At 70.5% G+C, this 14,971-nt stretch carries 14 protein-coding genes and 1 tRNA gene; 12 read left to right on the forward strand and 3 right to left on the reverse strand.

The window, feature by feature from the left end:
* The first annotated feature begins 11 nt into the window (after window positions 1–11).
* From serC to ACFO6Q_RS14175, 7 genes are all read left to right on the forward strand, one after another.
* Window positions 12–1,094, forward strand: coding sequence for a 3-phosphoserine/phosphohydroxythreonine transaminase (serC, locus tag ACFO6Q_RS14145; RefSeq protein WP_380021750.1), 1,083 nt, complete (start codon window positions 12–14; stop codon window positions 1,092–1,094).
* A gap of 101 nt (window positions 1,095–1,195) precedes the next feature.
* Window positions 1,196–2,362, forward strand: coding sequence for a phosphoglycerate dehydrogenase (locus tag ACFO6Q_RS14150; protein WP_380021751.1), 1,167 nt, complete (start codon window positions 1,196–1,198; stop codon window positions 2,360–2,362).
* A 7-nt stretch (window positions 2,363–2,369) separates the two neighbouring features.
* Window positions 2,370–3,488 (forward strand): prephenate dehydratase, encoded by a 1,119-nt coding sequence (pheA, locus tag ACFO6Q_RS14155; protein WP_380021752.1) that lies wholly within the window; start codon window positions 2,370–2,372, stop codon window positions 3,486–3,488.
* Window positions 3,485–4,618, forward strand: coding sequence for a histidinol-phosphate transaminase (hisC, locus tag ACFO6Q_RS14160; protein WP_380021753.1), 1,134 nt, complete (start codon window positions 3,485–3,487; stop codon window positions 4,616–4,618). The genes pheA and hisC overlap by 4 nt, the downstream gene beginning before the upstream one ends.
* Window positions 4,615–5,157: a hypothetical protein gene (locus ACFO6Q_RS14165; protein WP_380021754.1), complete on the forward strand. Its 543-nt coding sequence runs from the start codon at window positions 4,615–4,617 to the stop codon at window positions 5,155–5,157. Before hisC ends, ACFO6Q_RS14165 begins: the two co-directional genes overlap by 4 nt.
* A gap of 7 nt (window positions 5,158–5,164) precedes the next feature.
* Window positions 5,165–6,472, forward strand: coding sequence for a 3-phosphoshikimate 1-carboxyvinyltransferase (gene aroA, locus ACFO6Q_RS14170; RefSeq protein ID WP_380021755.1), 1,308 nt, complete (start codon window positions 5,165–5,167; stop codon window positions 6,470–6,472).
* Between the two features lie 8 nt (window positions 6,473–6,480).
* Window positions 6,481–9,222, forward strand: coding sequence for a M16 family metallopeptidase (locus ACFO6Q_RS14175; protein ID WP_380021756.1), 2,742 nt, complete (start codon window positions 6,481–6,483; stop codon window positions 9,220–9,222).
* Window positions 9,223–9,292: 70 nt separating this feature from the next.
* On the opposite strand, the gene ACFO6Q_RS14180 is transcribed toward ACFO6Q_RS14175, so the two are convergent.
* Window positions 9,293–9,379, reverse strand: a tRNA-Leu gene (locus tag ACFO6Q_RS14180).
* A 320-nt stretch (window positions 9,380–9,699) separates the two neighbouring features.
* Here ACFO6Q_RS14180 and ACFO6Q_RS14185 point away from each other — a divergent pair.
* From ACFO6Q_RS14185 to ACFO6Q_RS14200, 4 genes are read left to right on the forward strand one after another with little or no spacing between them, the layout of a single operon-like run.
* A complete protein-coding gene (locus ACFO6Q_RS14185; protein WP_380021757.1) occupies window positions 9,700–10,062 on the forward strand; it encodes a hypothetical protein in 363 nt (120 codons plus the stop codon).
* A gap of 59 nt (window positions 10,063–10,121) precedes the next feature.
* A complete protein-coding gene (locus ACFO6Q_RS14190) occupies window positions 10,122–10,268 on the forward strand; it encodes a DUF3309 family protein (RefSeq protein WP_380021758.1) in 147 nt (48 codons plus the stop codon).
* Between the two features lie 26 nt (window positions 10,269–10,294).
* Entirely contained in the window at window positions 10,295–10,855 is a 561-nt protein-coding gene (locus ACFO6Q_RS14195) for a cysteine hydrolase family protein (RefSeq protein ID WP_380021759.1), read from the forward strand.
* A gap of 18 nt (window positions 10,856–10,873) precedes the next feature.
* On the forward strand, window positions 10,874–11,347 hold the full coding sequence (locus tag ACFO6Q_RS14200; protein WP_380021760.1) for a DUF421 domain-containing protein: 474 nt from the start codon (window positions 10,874–10,876) through the stop codon (window positions 11,345–11,347).
* A 19-nt stretch (window positions 11,348–11,366) separates the two neighbouring features.
* Here ACFO6Q_RS14200 and ACFO6Q_RS14205 read toward each other — a convergent pair whose 3' ends face one another.
* Window positions 11,367–13,481, reverse strand: a complete 2,115-nt coding sequence (locus ACFO6Q_RS14205) for a TonB-dependent copper receptor (protein ID WP_380021761.1) — start codon at window positions 13,479–13,481, stop codon at window positions 11,367–11,369.
* A 269-nt stretch (window positions 13,482–13,750) separates the two neighbouring features.
* On the opposite strand from ACFO6Q_RS14205, the gene ACFO6Q_RS14210 reads away from it, so the two are divergent.
* Window positions 13,751–14,293 (forward strand): DUF1232 domain-containing protein, encoded by a 543-nt coding sequence (locus ACFO6Q_RS14210; protein ID WP_380021762.1) that lies wholly within the window; start codon window positions 13,751–13,753, stop codon window positions 14,291–14,293.
* Here the strand turns inward: ACFO6Q_RS14210 and ACFO6Q_RS14215 are convergent.
* Complete coding sequence (locus ACFO6Q_RS14215; protein WP_380021763.1) at window positions 14,290–14,964, reverse strand: class I SAM-dependent methyltransferase; 675 nt, start codon at window positions 14,962–14,964, stop codon at window positions 14,290–14,292. The two genes, ACFO6Q_RS14210 and ACFO6Q_RS14215, sit on opposite strands and share 4 nt — an antisense overlap.
* Window positions 14,965–14,971 lie beyond the last annotated feature (7 nt).

The raw sequence follows: 14,971 nt of genomic DNA on the forward strand, positions 1-14,971 counted from the left end.
GGGAGTGTCGAGTGAGTCGCCAATACAACTTCAGCGCCGGCCCCGCCGCGCTGCCGGAAGACGTGCTGCGCCAGGCGCAGGCCGAAATGCTGGAGTGGAGCGGTGCGCATGCTTCGGTGATGGAGATCAGCCATCGCGGCAAGGAGTTCATCGCCCTGGCCGAGGCGGCCGAGTGCGACCTGCGCGAGCTGCTTGACGTGCCGTCCGGCTACAAGGTGCTGTTCCTGCAGGGCGGCGCCACGCAGCATTTCGCGCAGATCCCGTTGAACTTCGCGCGCCGCGAGCAGAGCGTGGACTACGTGCTGACCGGCGACTGGAGCGAGAAGGCGGCCAAGGAAGCCAAGCCGCTGGCGAAGGTGCGCATCGCGGCGAGTTCGGCGGCGACCAACTACGACCGCATTCCGCCGCGCGTGGAATGGGATCTCGACCGCGACGCCGCCTACCTGCACATCACGCCGAACGAGACCATCCGCGGCGTCGAGTTCCACGAGATTCCCGATGCCGGCGGCGTGCCGCTGATCGGCGACGTATCCTCGACGATCCTGTCGCGCCCGCTCGACGTGTCCAGGTACGCGATGCTGTACGCCGGCGCGCAGAAGAACATCGGCCCGTCCGGACTGGTCGTGGCGATCGTGCGCGACGACCTGCTCGAACGCTGCCCGAAGGACATCCCGAAGATCCTCAGCTACGCCGAGCACGCCGCGCAGGGCTCGATGCTGAACACGCCCAACACCTGGGGCTGGTATCTCGCCGGACTGGTGTTCAAGTGGGTCAAGGCGCAGGGCGGCGTCGCCGCGATGGCCGAGCGCAACCGCGCCAAGGCCGAGCTGCTGTACGGCTACATCGACGCGTCGGGCTGGTACCGCAATCCGGTCGAGAAATCGGCGCGCTCGTGGATGAACGTGCCGTTCACGCTGCCGCGCGAGGAGCTCGACGCGCCGTTCCTCAAGGAGTCCGAACAGGCCGGCCTGCTCGCGCTCAAGGGCCACCGCGCGGTCGGCGGCATGCGCGCCTCGATCTACAACGCGATGCCGCTGGAAGGCGTGCAGGCGCTGGTCGACTTCATGAAGGACTTCGCGCGGCGCAACGGCTGAGCCATCGGCGGTCCGCTTCGTCGCGCCGGCGAGTGCCCGTGCGGCGAAGGACGGGCTTTTTCCGAAATCCCCATTCCCCATTCCCAAATCCCGGCCCTCCCATGTTCACCATCCAGACTCTCAACAACATCTCGCGCAACGGTCTCGATCGCCTGCCGACGGCGCGGTACGCCACGGCCAACGAAGTGGCCGAGCCGGACGCGGTGCTGGTGCGTTCGGCCGACATGCACAAGAGCCCGATCGCGGCCAGCGTGAAGGCGGTCGCGCGCGCCGGCGCCGGCACCAACAACATCCCGGTGGCGGAGCTGTCCGCGCGCGGCGTGCCGGTGTTCAACGCGCCCGGCGCGAACGCCAATGCGGTCAAGGAACTGGTGGTGGCCGGCATGTTGCTGGCCGCGCGCAACATCGCCGACGCGCTCGCCTTCGTCCGCGGCCTGGAGCCCGGCGAGGACCTGCACCACAAGGTCGAGGCGGAGAAGAAGCGCTTCGTCGGCAGCGAGCTGGCCGGCAAGACGCTCGGCGTGGTCGGCCTCGGCGCGATCGGCGTGAAGGTCGCCAACGCGGCGCACGCGCTGGGCATGCGCGTGGTCGGCTTCGATCCGCACATGACCGTCGACGGCGCCTGGCAGCTGTCGTCCGAGGTGGCCAAGGCCGGCTCGCTCGCCGAGCTGTACGCCGGCGCGGACTACCTCAGCTTCCACGTGCCGCTGAACGACAAGACGCGCGGCGTGTTCGGCGCGCAGGCGCTGGAGATCGTGCGTCCGGGCGTGGTGCTGCTGAACTTCGCGCGCGAGGGCGTAGTCGACGCGGCGGCCCTGCGCAAGGGACTCGCCGACGGCCGCATCGGCCGCTACGTGTCGGACTTCCCCGACGTCGACCTGCTTGCCAACCCGCGCGTGATCGCACTGCCGCACCTGGGCGCTTCCACCGGCGAGGCGGAGGAGAACTGCGCGGTCATGGTGGTGGACCAGCTGCGCGACTTCCTCGAGCACGGCAACGTGCACAATTCGGTGAACTTCCCGGAAACGCGCATGGCGCGCGCCGGCCTCGCGCGCATCTGCATTGCCAACAGCAACCGGCCGAACATGATCGGCCAGCTCTCGCACGTGCTCGGCGAGGCCGGGGTCAACATCGCGCAGATGCACAACGCCTCGCGCGGCGAGCTGGCCTACAGCCTGATCGACGCCGATTCGCCGGTTCCCGACAGCCTGGTCGCGGCGATCGCGGCGATCGACGGTATTCTCTCCGTTCGCGTGATCCAGGGTTGAGCAGTCGATGGCCGCCAAGCAGAAGAAAACCGAAACTCTCGCCGCTGTGCCCGCGCTGTCCGAAGTGCGCGCGCGCATCGACGGCATCGACCGCCAGATCCAGGCGCTGATCGCCGAGCGCGCGGGATTCGCGCTGCAGGTCGGCAAGGCCAAGGGCAAGCTCGCCGCGGCGGTGGACTACTACCGCCCCGAGCGCGAGGCGCAGGTGCTGCGCATGGTGGTCGACCGCAACGAAGGACCGCTCAGCGACGAAGTGCTGGTGCACGTGTTCCGCGAGATCATGTCGGCCTGCCTCGCCCAGCAGGAGCCCTTGAAGGTCGGTTATCTCGGCCCCGAGGGCACCTTCAGCCAGCAGGCCGTGATGAAGCACTTCGGCCGCTCCGCGCACGGCCTGCCGATGGGCAGCATCGAGGAGGTGTTCCAGGAGGTCGAGTCCGGCAACGCGGATTTCGGCGTGGTGCCGGTGGAGAACTCGGGGCAGGGCACGATCCAGGTCACGCTGGACATGTTCCTGACCTCGAACCTGAAGATCTGCGGCGAAGTCGAGCTGCGCGTGCACCAGTACCTGCTGTCGCGTTCCGGCCGCATCGAGGACATCGAGCGCATCTACGCGCATCCGCAGTCGTTCGCGCAGACGCAGGCGTGGCTGCGCGGCAACCTGCCGAAGGTGGAGAAGATTCCGGTGTCGAGCAACGCCGAAGGCGCGCGCCGCGCGCGCAACGCCGACGACGCTGCGGCGATCGGCGGCGAATCGGCCGGCCACGTGTACGGCCTGAAGAAGGTCATCATGAAGTCGATCGAGGACCACGCCGACAACACCACGCGCTTCCTCGTGCTCGGCCGCCAGATCTTCCCGCCGTCGGGCCACGACCGTACCTCGGTGCTGGTCTTCATCAAGGACCAGCCCGGCGCGCTGTTCAACGTGCTGAGCCCGTTCGCGCGCCACGGCATCAGCATGAACCGCATCGAGTCGCGGCCCTCGCACCATGCGAAGTGGGAATACGGCTTCTTCATCGACCTTGCCGGACACGTCGAGGACGAGGCGATGAAGAAGGCGCTGGCCGAGCTGGAGACGCACGCGGCGCAGATCAAGCTGCTCGGCTCCTACCCGGTCGCGGTGCCGTGAGCGCGCAGCCGCAGCGCCGCGAGCCGCCGTTCGACGCGACGCGCCTGGCCAATCCGGCGACGGCCGCGCTGCGCGCCTACGATCCGGGCCACGACCTGCCGGCGCTGCGCCAGCGCTTCGGCGTGACGATCGCCGAACTCGGCTCCAACGAGAACGCGCTCGGCCCCAGTCCGCGCGCGCTCGAGGCGATGCGCGCGGCGCTGGCGGAAAGCTATCGCTATCCCGATCCGCGCGGCGCCGCGCTGAAGGCGGCGCTGTCGGCGCAGCTGGGCGTCGATACGGGGCGCATCGCGCTCGGCAACGGCTCGCACGAGCTGCTGATGCTGCTGGCGCAATGCTTCGCCGATCCGGCGCATTCGGTGGTGTTCTCGCAGTACGGCTTCGCCGTGTTTCCGATCGCCACCGCGGCCGCCGGCGCGCAGCCGATCCGCGTGCCGGCGCTGCCGCGCGAGCACGCGTCGGCGCCGTTCGGCCACGACCTCGACGCACTGGCGCAGGCGGTGCGCGAGGACACGCGCCTGGTGTACCTGGCCAATCCGAACAACCCGACCGGTACCTGGTTCGGCGACGCGGCACTGGCCGCCTTCCTGGCGCGCGTGCCGCGCGAGGTGCTGGTCGTCGTCGACGAGGCCTACCACGAATTCGCCGACGCGCCGGGACTCGGCACGGCGCTGCAGCTGGCCGGGAGTCATCCGAACCTGATCGTCACGCGCACGTTCTCCAAGGCCCACGCGCTGGCCGGCCTGCGCGTGGGCTATCTCGTCGCCGATCCCAGCGTGGTCGCCGTCGTCGAGCGCCTGCGCGAATCGTTCAACCTCAACAACGTCGCGCTGGCCGGCGCCGAGGCCGCGCTGGCCGATCGCGAACACCTGCAGCGCTCGCGCGCGCTCAACGCGAGCGAGCGCGGATGGCTGGTCGCCGAGCTCGCGCGTCGCGGCTACGTCTGCCTGCCGTCGCAGACGAACTTCGTGCTGGTCGATCTGGGCCGCGACGCCGGCGAACTCGAACGCCATCTGTTCGAGCGCGGCGTGATCGTGCGGCCGATGGGCGGCTACGGCCTGCCGCAGACCCTGCGCATCAGCGTCGGCAGCCGCGACGAGAACGAGCGTCTGCTGAGCGCGCTGCCGTGACGTTCGGGCGCATCGCCGGCGCCGCCCTGCAAGCGATCGGTGTCGTCGCGCTGCTGGCCGGCGCCGCCGTGGCGTACCGGACGTACGGCCCTGCTTCGGTGGCGGAACGCCCGTCGGCGATCGTCGAGCCGCTCGATCGCGCCGACCTGCGCACCGCGCTGGCGAGAGCCGGGGTCGACGCCGCGCAGGACTGGTCGGTCATCGCCTCGCTGCACTCGGAATCCGGCCTGGTCGGCCGCGGCCGCTTCGACTACGCCTGCGTCCAGCTGCAACGCTTCGAGCCGTCCGCCGACGTCGCGAACGACTGGGCGCGCGAGCCGGAAACCAATCCGCTGCTGCTGCAGGCGCTGACCGCAGCGCTGGAGCAGGCCGGCGCACACGGCGCGCGCTGCCTGCCCGAAGCCGCCCGCGCCAACACGGCCGAATTCGCGCGCAACTTCGCCGCCGTCGAGTTCGACCGCCGCCTGCCGAACGCCGCCGCGATCTTTCTCTACGAATGGGCGACGCGGCGCCTTTACTACGTCGATTTCGCGAGCTGAGCAGAACATGGACTGGACCAGTTCCCCGGCCTCCGCCCTGCACGGCGAGCTTGCCGTTCCCGGCGACAAGTCGATCTCGCATCGCGCGATCATGTTCGCCGCGCTGGCCGAAGGCACCTCGCGCGTCGACGGCTTCCTCGAGGGCGAGGACACGCGGGCGACCGCGGCGATCTTCGCGCGCCTGGGCGTGCGCATCGAGACGCCGTCGGCTTCGCGCCGCGTCGTGCACGGCGTCGGCCTGCACGGGCTGGCCGCGCCGGACGGCGCGCTCGACTGCGGCAATGCCGGCACCGGCATGCGCCTGCTGGCCGGACTGCTGGCCGGACAGCGCTTCGATTCGGTGCTGAGCGGCGACGCGTCGCTGTCGAAGCGGCCGATGCGGCGCGTGATCGAACCGCTGGCGGCGATGGGCGCGCGCATCGAATCGGAGCCGGGCGGCCTGCCGCCGCTGCGCATCCGCGGCGGTTCGGACCTGCGCGGCATCGACTACGAACTGCCGGTGGCGAGCGCGCAGGTGAAATCGGCGGTGCTGCTCGCCGGCCTCTATGCGCACGGCGAGACGGCGGTGCGCGAGGCGCATCCGACGCGCGACTACACCGAGCGCATGCTCGCCGCGTTCGGCTGGCCGATCCGGTTCGAGCCGGGCAGGGCGCAGCTCTCCGGCGGACACCGCCTGCGTGCGACCGACGTCGTGGTGCCGGCGGATTTTTCCTCGGCGGCGTTCTTCCTCGTCGCGGCGAGCCTGGTGCCGGGATCGCACGTGCTGCTGCGCGCGGTCGGTCTCAATCCGCGCCGCACCGGCCTGCTCGACGCGCTGCGCCTGATGGGCGCGGATATCCGCGAGCTTGACGCGCGCGAGCAGGGCGGCGAACGCGTCGCCGACCTCGAAGTCCGGCACGCGAACCTGCACGGCATCGAGGTGCCGGTGGCGCTGGTGCCGGACATGATCGACGAGTTCCCGGCGCTGTTCGTGGCCGCCGCGGCAGCCAAGGGCACGACCACGATCCGCGGCGCGGCGGAGCTGCGCGTGAAGGAGTCCGACCGCATCGCGGTGATGGCCAGGGGGCTGCGCGAGCTGGGCATCGCGGTCGACGAAGCGCCGGACGGCGCCGTCATCCACGGCGGCCGGCTGCGCGGCGGCGAAGTCGACAGCGCCGGTGACCACCGCTGCGCGATGAGCTTCGTCGTCGCCGGCGTGATCGCCGCGGCGCCGGTGCGCATCCTCGATTGCGCCAACGTCGCGACCTCGTTCCCGGATTTCACCGGGCTGGCGCGAGGCAGCGGCCTCGACGTCGCGCCGGCGGCTCCGCGCTAGGCGCGCCGATGGACCTGCCGTCGATCGCGTTCGAGAAGTTCCGGCTCGACAACGGCCTCACCGTCATCGTGCACGAGGACCGCAAGGCGCCGCTGGTCGCCGTGTCGGTGTGGTATCGCGTCGGCTCCGCCGACGAGCCGCCGGGCAGGAGCGGATTCGCGCATCTGTTCGAGCACCTGATGTTCTCCGGCTCGGAGCATCATCGCGACGGCTACTTCGCGCCGTTCGAGCGCGTCGGCGCGACCGACGTGAACGGCACGACCTCGTTCGACCGCACGAACTACTTCCAGACCGTGCCGGCGAGCGCGCTCGATCTGGCGCTGTGGATGGAATCGGATCGCATGGGCCACCTGCTCGGCGCGATCGGCCAGCACGAACTCGACACGCAGCGCGGCGTGGTGCAGAACGAGAAGCGCCAGCACGAGAACCGCCCCTACGGGCGCGTCTGGGAAGCGCTGCTGGAGCACGCGTTCCCGCAGAATCATCCGTATCGCCACACGACCATCGGCTCGATGGACGATCTGAAAGCCGCCTCGCTCGACGACGTGCGGCAATGGTTCGGCGAGTACTACGGCGCGGCCAACGTGACGATCGCACTGGCCGGCGACATCTCGCCGGCGCTCGCGCGCGAGAAGATGCAGGCGTACTTCGGCGACGTTGCGGCCGGTCCCGCGCTGCGGCATCCGGCGCCGTGGATCGCGCCGCGCACGGCTTCCACGCGCAGCGTGCAGATCGACGCGGTGCCGCAGCGGCGCCTGCTGCGGCAGTGGAACGTGCCCGGCCTCGCGCACGCCGACGCGCCGCTGCTCGAACTGGCCGCGTTCGTGCTCGGCGGCAGCGTGGCCTCGCGCCTGTACCGGCGCCTGGTGCATCGCGAGCGGCTCGTCGACGAGGTCTCGGTCGGCCTCAGCGCCTACGCGCTGGCCGGCCTGTTCGTGGCGAGTGCCAATCTTCGCGAAGGCGTCGAGACGGCGCAGGTCGAGGCGGCGATTTCCGAGGAATGGGAACGGTTCCTCGCCGAAGGCCCGGACGAGGACGAGCTGCTGCGCGCAAAGACCGTGCTGCGCCTGGGCTTCGTGCGCGCCATCGAGAAGATCGGCGGCCGCGGCGGCAAGGCGGCCGTGCTGGCCGAAGGCGAGATCTATCACGGCGACCCGGCGGCATATCGCGTCGACCTGGAGCGCTGCGCATCCGCCACGCCGGCCACGGTGCTCGCGGCGGCGCGACGCTGGCTCGCGCGCGGTGACCACACCTTGCTGGTGACGCCGGAGCGGGAGGCTTCCGTCGCCGATGCGCCGCCGTTGCCGCCGGCGTCCGCGCCGGATCCGGTCCCGGCCATGGACGCGGCGTACGCGACCCGTGCGAGCGGCATCGACCGCCGCCTCGGCGCTCCGCAGGTGCAGCACTTCCCGCAGGTCGTGTTTCCCGAAGTCCGCCGCGCGCGCCTGCGCAACGGCATCGAGGTGGTGCTGGCCGAACGTGCGGCGATTGCGCTGACCCAGGTGCGCCTGCAGCTGGACGCCGGCATCGCGGCCGACCGCGGGCGTGGCGCCGGCACGGCGAAACTCGCGTTCTCGATGCTCGGCGAAGGCACGCGGCAGCGCGATTCCCTGGCGATCGCGCTGCAGCGCCAGCGGCTCGGCGCGCAGTGGCGTGCCGAGACCGGGCTGGATGCCAGCCACGTCGGCGTCGATGCGCTGAACAGCGGCCTTTCCGGTGCGCTCGAACTGCTCGCCGAGATCGTGCGCGAGCCGGCGTTCCGGCAGGCCGATCTCGAGCGCCTGCGCGCGCAGTGCCTGGCGCGCATCCGGCGCGAGCGCGCCGATCCGGCCGCGCTCGGCTTCCGCGTGCTGCCGCGGCTGCTGTACGGCGCGGATCACGCCTACGGCATCCCGTTCTCGGGCCTCGGCTCGGAAGCCGCGATCGCCTCGATCTCGCCCGACGCGCTGGCGGCGTTCCATCGCGATTTCGTGCGTCCCGACCGCGCGGCGATCTTCGTCGTCGGTGATACGAACATGGAAACGGTGTTGCCTCTGCTCGACGCCGCATTCGGCGACTGGGCGGCCCCGGACTCGCCGGCACCGATGGTTTCGCGCGGAGAGGTTCCGCCGCAGGGGCCGCCGCGTCTGTTCCTGGTCGACCGCCCCGGCGCGCAGCAGTCGCAGATCTTCGCCGCGCGCACGACCTCGCCGACGATGGCGCCGGATCATCTGTCCACGCAGCTGGCCAATGCGGTGTTCGGCGGCGCGTTCACCTCGCGCCTGAACATGAATCTGCGCGAGGACAAGCACTGGTCCTACGGCGCGCACAGCACTCTCGTCGAAGCGCTCGGTCCGCGGCCGCTGCTGATCTCCGCACCGGTGCAGACCGACCGGACCGCCGAGGCGATCGGCGAGATCCTCGGCGAGCTTCGCGCGATCGGCGGCGATCGCCCGCCGACGGACGCCGAGATCGCCAAGGTCAAGGCGCAGCGCACGCGCGCCTTGCCCGGCAGCTACGAAACCGGCGGCGCGGTGCTGTCGGCGCTGGCGAACAACCGGCTCTACGGCCGCGGCGACGACTACGTCGCCTCGCTGGCTCGCGCCGTCGAGGCGCAGACGACGGAGCAGGTCGCGGCCGCCGCGAAACACCTGTTCGCGACCGGCGCGTACACGTGGCTGGTGGTCGGCGACCTGTCGAAGGTCGAAGCGCCCGTGCGCGCGCTCGGTTTCGGAGAACTGCACATCCTCGATCCCGACGTCGCGGCCTGAGCCGGGGCGCCGCCGGCACGATGCCGGGATGTCCGCGCACGAAAAACCCGCCACAGGGGCGGGTTTCATTTGGTGCCCGGACCCGGAATCGAACCGGGACGGCCTTGCGGCCGAGAGATTTTAAGTCTCTTGCGTCTACCAGTTTCGCCATCCGGGCCGTCGTCCGCGACGCGGTTGCCGCGCATGGTAGCGGCTGGGACGCGGCGCTACCAATCGCCGGCGTGCGGGGTACGCCGGGGAGGTCCTCCCATTCCCGCAGGAGTCCGTCGTGCGATGCAGCGCACACCGGCAGAAGACGCGAAGGAGCGTCCAGCAGGAGCACGCGACCGGTGACGCTCACGACCCGGTGCATCGGGCTCAATCCAGCCTCCGTTCGATCCGGACGTCCTCGAACGAGGCGCGCATCCGTTTCGCTTCCAGTCAACTGCCGGCGCTCACCATAGGGAAGCATCGATCCGTTCATCGAAGGAGAACGTCATGCCACGTGGCGACAAGTCGAGCTACAGCAGCAAGCAGAAACGCCAGGCCGAGCACATCGAGGAAGGCTACGAGAAGCGCGGCGTGTCGAAGAAGACGGCACAGAAGCGCGCCTGGGCGACGGTCAACCGGCAGGATGGCGGGGCGAAGGGATCGTCCGCAAAGAAGAAGACCGCGAAGAAGTCGACGGCGAAGAAAACGAGCGCGAAAAAGGCGGCCGCGAAGAAGGCGCCTGCAAGAAAGGCGGGCGCGAAGAAGAAATCCCCCGCCAGGCGCGCGGCGAAGAAGACCACGAAGCGGACCTCGGCGAGTCGTTCGGCGGCGGCGAAGAAAGCGGCCAGGACGCGCGCCCGCAAGCGCTGACGAAGCATCCGGCACATCGACGAAGGCGACGCTGCGTCCGCCATCCACGAGGAGCGAGCATGCGTGCGATTCTGTTGATTCTTCTTCTGCTGCTGGTCATCGGCGCCCTGCCGACCTGGCCCTACAGCGCAGGGTGGGGCTACTACCCGAGCGGCGGCGGCCTGCTGCTGCTGATCGTCCTGCTGATCTTGTTGTTCCGGCGGTAGCGGAGCGGTACGGAGGAGGACGCGGCATGACCGAACGCGACGCGGCCGTCCTGGCGATCGACCTGATCCATCCTTTCGATTTTCCCGGCGCGGTCGCGCTGCTGCGGGAAACCCGACGGGTGGTGCCCACGATCCGCCGCGTATTGCACCGCGCGCGGCGCGCAGGCGTGCCGGTGCTCTACTGCAACGACAACTTCGGTCAGTGGCGCTCGGACTTCCGCGGCAACGTGGATCTGTGCGCCGGCGAGGGCGCGGCCGGCGCGCAGGTCGTGCGGGAGGTGCTGCCGTCTCCCGACGACTATTTCGTCCTGAAGCCGAAGCATTCGGCATTTTTCGAAACGCCATTGCGCAGTCTTCTCAACCAGCTCGGCGTGAAGCGGCTCGTGTTGATGGGCATCGCCGCCGATTCGTGCATCCTCGCCACCGCGCTGGATGCGCACCTGCTCGAGTACGAGGTCGCCGTCGTGCGTGATGCGGTCGCCTCGCAGACCCTGGCGCGGACCCGTCGCGCGCTTCACATCCTGCGGACCGATCGTCCGGTTCGCGTGGTGGCGGCGCGCGCGGCGCTGTCCTGGATCGGGGCGTGACGCCGAAGGAGGTCCTGCGTGGACGAACTGCTCCGATTCTCGCTGTCGCCGCTGGAACTGCTGGTGCGCGGAACCGCGATGTACTGGTTCCTGCTGTGCATCTTCCGCTTCGTGCTGAGGCGGGATTTCGGCACGGCCGGCGTTCCCGACCTGCTGTTCGTGGTGCTTCTGGGTGACGCCGCGCAGAACGGAATGATCGGCGAGGGCCATACCCTGCTGGACAGCGCATTCCTGATCGCGGTGCTCGCCGCCTGGAACTACGCGCTCGATTTCCTCGCCTATCACGTCCCGTTCGTGTCGCGCCTGACGGATCCGCCGGCGCTGCTGCTCGCCAAGGACGGACGGCTCGTGCATCGCAACCTGCGAAAGGAGCACATCACGCCGGACGAGGTCGAGTCGGCGCTGCGCAGCGAGGGGCTGGACGGGCTCGCCCGCGTGCGCCGGATGTATCTCGAGCCCGACGGCAAGTTCACCGTGCTCAAGCGGCGATGAGCCCCGGCCGCAGCGGCGCTCAGAAGCGGAAGTTCGCCTTCAGCCAGACCGTGCGTCCGGGCTCGTTGACGCGCGTGGTCTCCACGTATCCGGCCAGGTCCTGGTTCGCGGCGTTCACGTGTTCGGCGTAGGTCTTGTCGAGCACGTTGTCGATGCCGGCGGTCAGCACGAGGTTGCCGCTCAGGCGATAGCCGCCGTTGAGCGAGAGCACGCCGAAACCCCCGCTCGGGCCGAGGTCCTGTCCGACGATGTTGCCTTCGCCGACGGCGACGCGGTGCTGTGCGGTCGCTGCGCGCCAGAGCGCGCCGACGGACCACGCGCCGGCGTCGTAGGTCAGGCCCAGGCGCGCTTCGAGCGGCGGCAGCTGCGGCAGCGGCCGGTGTCCGGTGTCGTTGCGTCCCCAGGCGCAGGCGAGGGAGGCATCGAGTTTCCAGTTCCCGCCCGGCGCGTACTGCAGGCCCGCTTCGCCGCCGGCGATCGTCGCCGCGACGCTGGACGCGTAGGCCCTTCCCATCGGGTCCGCCGGATAGTGCAGCAGGATGAAGTCCGACACGTGTCCGACATAGCCGGAAACCCAGGCCTTGAGGCGCCCGTCGCCGTAGCGCGCACCGACGTCGAGCTGGGTCGTGCGCTCGGCATCCAGGCGCACGAACGAAGACACCGACGCGTCGACGTGCTGTCCGAACAGCTCCCAGTAGTCGGGAAAGCGTGCGACGTGCCCAACGCCGGCGTACAGCGTGGTCGGCGACGAGGTCAGGTCCCGTTCCCAGCGCACGAAACCCGAGGGCAGCGTTTCGCCGCGGCTGGCTGCCACGCTCGGCCGCGGCTCGTCCATGCCCATGCCGCCCGCTCCGTCGCCCGCGGCGAGCGCATAGCCGCGCGCGTGCGCACGATCCAGCCGCAGGCCGGAAACGATGCGCTGACGATCGTCGATCTTCGACACGGCTTCGGCGAAGGCTCCCGCCGTCGACATGCGCGCATCGCGGACGCGCGGCACGCGGCGGTAGTCGCCCATCGCGCTGCCCGGCGGTCCGCCGTTGCGGACGCTGTGCACGTTCTGCGAGACATCCACGCCGGCGACCAGCCGCAAGTCGCGCCACTCGAACGTGCCGGCGACGCGTCCTCCGGTCGTGCGGCGATCGACGTCGCTGGCCATCGGCATCGGCATCATCGAGGCCGGATCGGGATCGCGCAGCGTGTAGTTGTCCATCACGTGGTCGGCGTAGTGGTGGTACGCCTTCGCTTGCAGGCGCGTGAAGACCTCGCCGAGGTTCCGCTTCTCGAACTCGAGGCCGAGGCTTTCGCGCAGGAACCGCGCGCCATCCATCGAGCTGAAGGCGTACGCGGCGTGGCCGTCGCCCCGGCCGGCACCGAGCGCGAGGCGCGTGTCGTCGTCGGGTGTCCAGCCGAGCGAAACGTCGGTGTTCCAGCGTTCGTAGGACGAGTGCACGCGGTCGCCGTTGCCGTCTTCGTAGTCGCCCGAGCGCACGTGGTTCGCCGACAGCGTGGCGTAGCCGTCCGGCGTTCCGGCCGAGACGTCGAGCGTCTCGTCGGCGCGTCCGTGCGAGCCGCCGATCAGGCTGCCGTCGAGCGACCAGCCGCTGTCCGCGCGACGCGCGTGCTCGCGCTCGAACAGCACGGTGCCGGCGGAATTGCCCGGGCCGTGGATCACGGTCTGCGGTCCCTTGATCACCGTCACGCGATCGAACAGCTCCGGCGCGATGTAGGCGGTCGGCGGATCCATGCGCGACGGGCAGCCGCCGGCGAAGGCGCCGCCGTCGACGAGGATGTTGAGGCGCGAACCCGCCATGCCGCGCAGGACCGGGTCGCCGTTGCTGCCGCCCTTGCGGATGGTGGAAAAACCGGGGATCGATTTCAGCAGGTCGGCGCCGTCGCTGGCCGGCACCGGCTGGCGCGGCGCCTTCGGATCGACGACCACGGTGAGCGGTGCGTCTTCGGGCGTGCCGGTGACGACCACCGGTTCGAGCCGCTCGACGTTGTCCAGCGGCTCGGCGGTCGCCGCTTCACCCGCGGCTTCGGTGCCGGCACGCGCCGGCGGGATCGCGGCATTCGCCGCGACGAGCAGCGCGACGCAGGCGGACGCAGCCGGCAGGCTGCGCGTCGTGTGCTTCATGTCGAACCCCCGTTCGGTCGAGCCGGCGATTAGAGGCGTGTCGCGAGCCGGTGCACAGGGACCGGTTGTCGCACGCGTCGCGTACCGGCGGCCGGCGCCGGCGGGCCGTCTTCGGTATGCTGGAGCGCGCTGCCCGCGGCATCGCGGGCTTTCCGCGGCACTTTCGCAGGCGCTACTCTTCCGGCGGCAATGAGAACCATTGGACATTTCGCCAGTGCACGGACGGCGCCCCGGTGCCACCGTGCCGCGACGACGGACGAGCGTCGCTGATGCGCATCACCTTCGAACTCGAACCGGCGGACATCGAGCGCTTCCACGCGGCGCTCGCGCGCGCGCGGCGCACCTCGCGCTGCGCGGACGAGGTCGACGTCGTCGACGCGGCGAAATACGCGCTCGACAACCTCAGCGTCGGCACGGCGCCGGCCTACGTGCGCAAGCGGCTGGCCGAAGTGCAGCGGCTGATCGGCATGCTCGAGGACGAGGCCTGGGCCTTGCCCGATCCGGACCGCTCGGATGTGATCGCGACGCTGGTCTACTTCAGCGATCCGGACGACCTGATTCCGGACGACATCGAGGTCATCGGCCTGCTCGACGACGCGATCATGCTCGAGCTGCTGCTGCGCCGGCTGCGCCACGTGCGCAAGGCGTATGCGCAGTTCTGCGCCTATCGCGCGGAACTGGGCAACGGTGCGGCCGACGCGGCGGAGCGGCAGCGCATCGCGCGCGAGCTGGCGCTGCGCCGCGCGGCATTGCAGGCGCGCATGAGCCGCGCGCGCAGGCGCGCCGAGGCCGCCTCGGCCTCGCCGCGCTAGGCCTCGCCCGGCACTGGACGGCGCGCGACCGCCAGGAAGCTGTTGAACGGCGTGCTGCCCCACAGCGGGCGCAGGTCGATGACGAGGCCGGCTTCGTGCAGCGGCCGCTCGATTTCCTCGCGCTCGGGGTAGTGCACCGCCGGGCTGCGCATCCAGCGCGTGGCGTAGAGCAGGTATTCCTCCAGCACCGTCGCGCGGAATCGCCAGCTCCGCTCGCGCAGCACGTTGCGCAGGATCAGCGCGGCGCCCGGCGCGACGCGCGCGGCGGCCTCGCGCAGCAGGTGCTGCTGCGCGGCGGCGGGCAGGTAGTGCAGCACGTCGAGCACGGCCACGTGCCCGGCGAACGGCGGCAGCGCGCCGGCGTCGGCGTCGTCGAACGCCAGCTGCACCTGGCAGCGCGCCGCCACCTCGCGCGCGACGGCGATCTTCTTCGCATCGAAATCCAGGCCGCGGTACGCCGCGCGGAAGCCGCGCTCGCGCAGGTAGAAGCCGAGCAGGCCGAGGCCGCAGCCGACGTCGAGCAGGGGCGTGTCGCCGGCCGCCACGACGGCCGCCGTCGCCGCGTAGACCGGATCGAAACGCAGCTTGTTGCGCACGTAGTCGCGGTGCCAGGGACGGCGGAAGCGCCCGGCGATCCGCCGCGCGATGGTTCGGTTGTCCGGTTCCTGCATCGGCCGT

The sequence above is a fragment of the Dokdonella ginsengisoli genome (assembly GCF_042652785.1).
Lineage (GTDB): Bacteria > Pseudomonadota > Gammaproteobacteria > Xanthomonadales > Rhodanobacteraceae > Dokdonella_A > Dokdonella_A ginsengisoli.

Excerpts from the sequence above, each read along its gene's own strand:
- ACFO6Q_RS14195 (WP_380021759.1), top strand. The coding sequence starts at position 10,295 with ATGACCGAACGCGACGCGGCCGTCCTGGCGATCGACCTGATCCATCCT.
- ACFO6Q_RS14175 (WP_380021756.1), top strand. The coding sequence starts at position 6,481 with ATGGACCTGCCGTCGATCGCGTTCGAGAAGTTCCGGCTCGACAACGGC.
- ACFO6Q_RS14205 (WP_380021761.1), bottom strand. The coding sequence starts at position 13,481 with ATGAAGCACACGACGCGCAGCCTGCCGGCTGCGTCCGCCTGCGTCGCG.
- ACFO6Q_RS14190 (WP_380021758.1), top strand. The coding sequence starts at position 10,122 with ATGCGTGCGATTCTGTTGATTCTTCTTCTGCTGCTGGTCATCGGCGCC.
- ACFO6Q_RS14215 (WP_380021763.1), bottom strand. The coding sequence starts at position 14,964 with ATGCAGGAACCGGACAACCGAACCATCGCGCGGCGGATCGCCGGGCGC.
- aroA (WP_380021755.1), top strand. The coding sequence starts at position 5,165 with ATGGACTGGACCAGTTCCCCGGCCTCCGCCCTGCACGGCGAGCTTGCC.
- ACFO6Q_RS14150 (WP_380021751.1), top strand. The coding sequence starts at position 1,196 with ATGTTCACCATCCAGACTCTCAACAACATCTCGCGCAACGGTCTCGAT.
- ACFO6Q_RS14210 (WP_380021762.1), top strand. The coding sequence starts at position 13,751 with ATGCGCATCACCTTCGAACTCGAACCGGCGGACATCGAGCGCTTCCAC.
- pheA (WP_380021752.1), top strand. The coding sequence starts at position 2,370 with ATGGCCGCCAAGCAGAAGAAAACCGAAACTCTCGCCGCTGTGCCCGCG.
- ACFO6Q_RS14185 (WP_380021757.1), top strand. The coding sequence starts at position 9,700 with ATGCCACGTGGCGACAAGTCGAGCTACAGCAGCAAGCAGAAACGCCAG.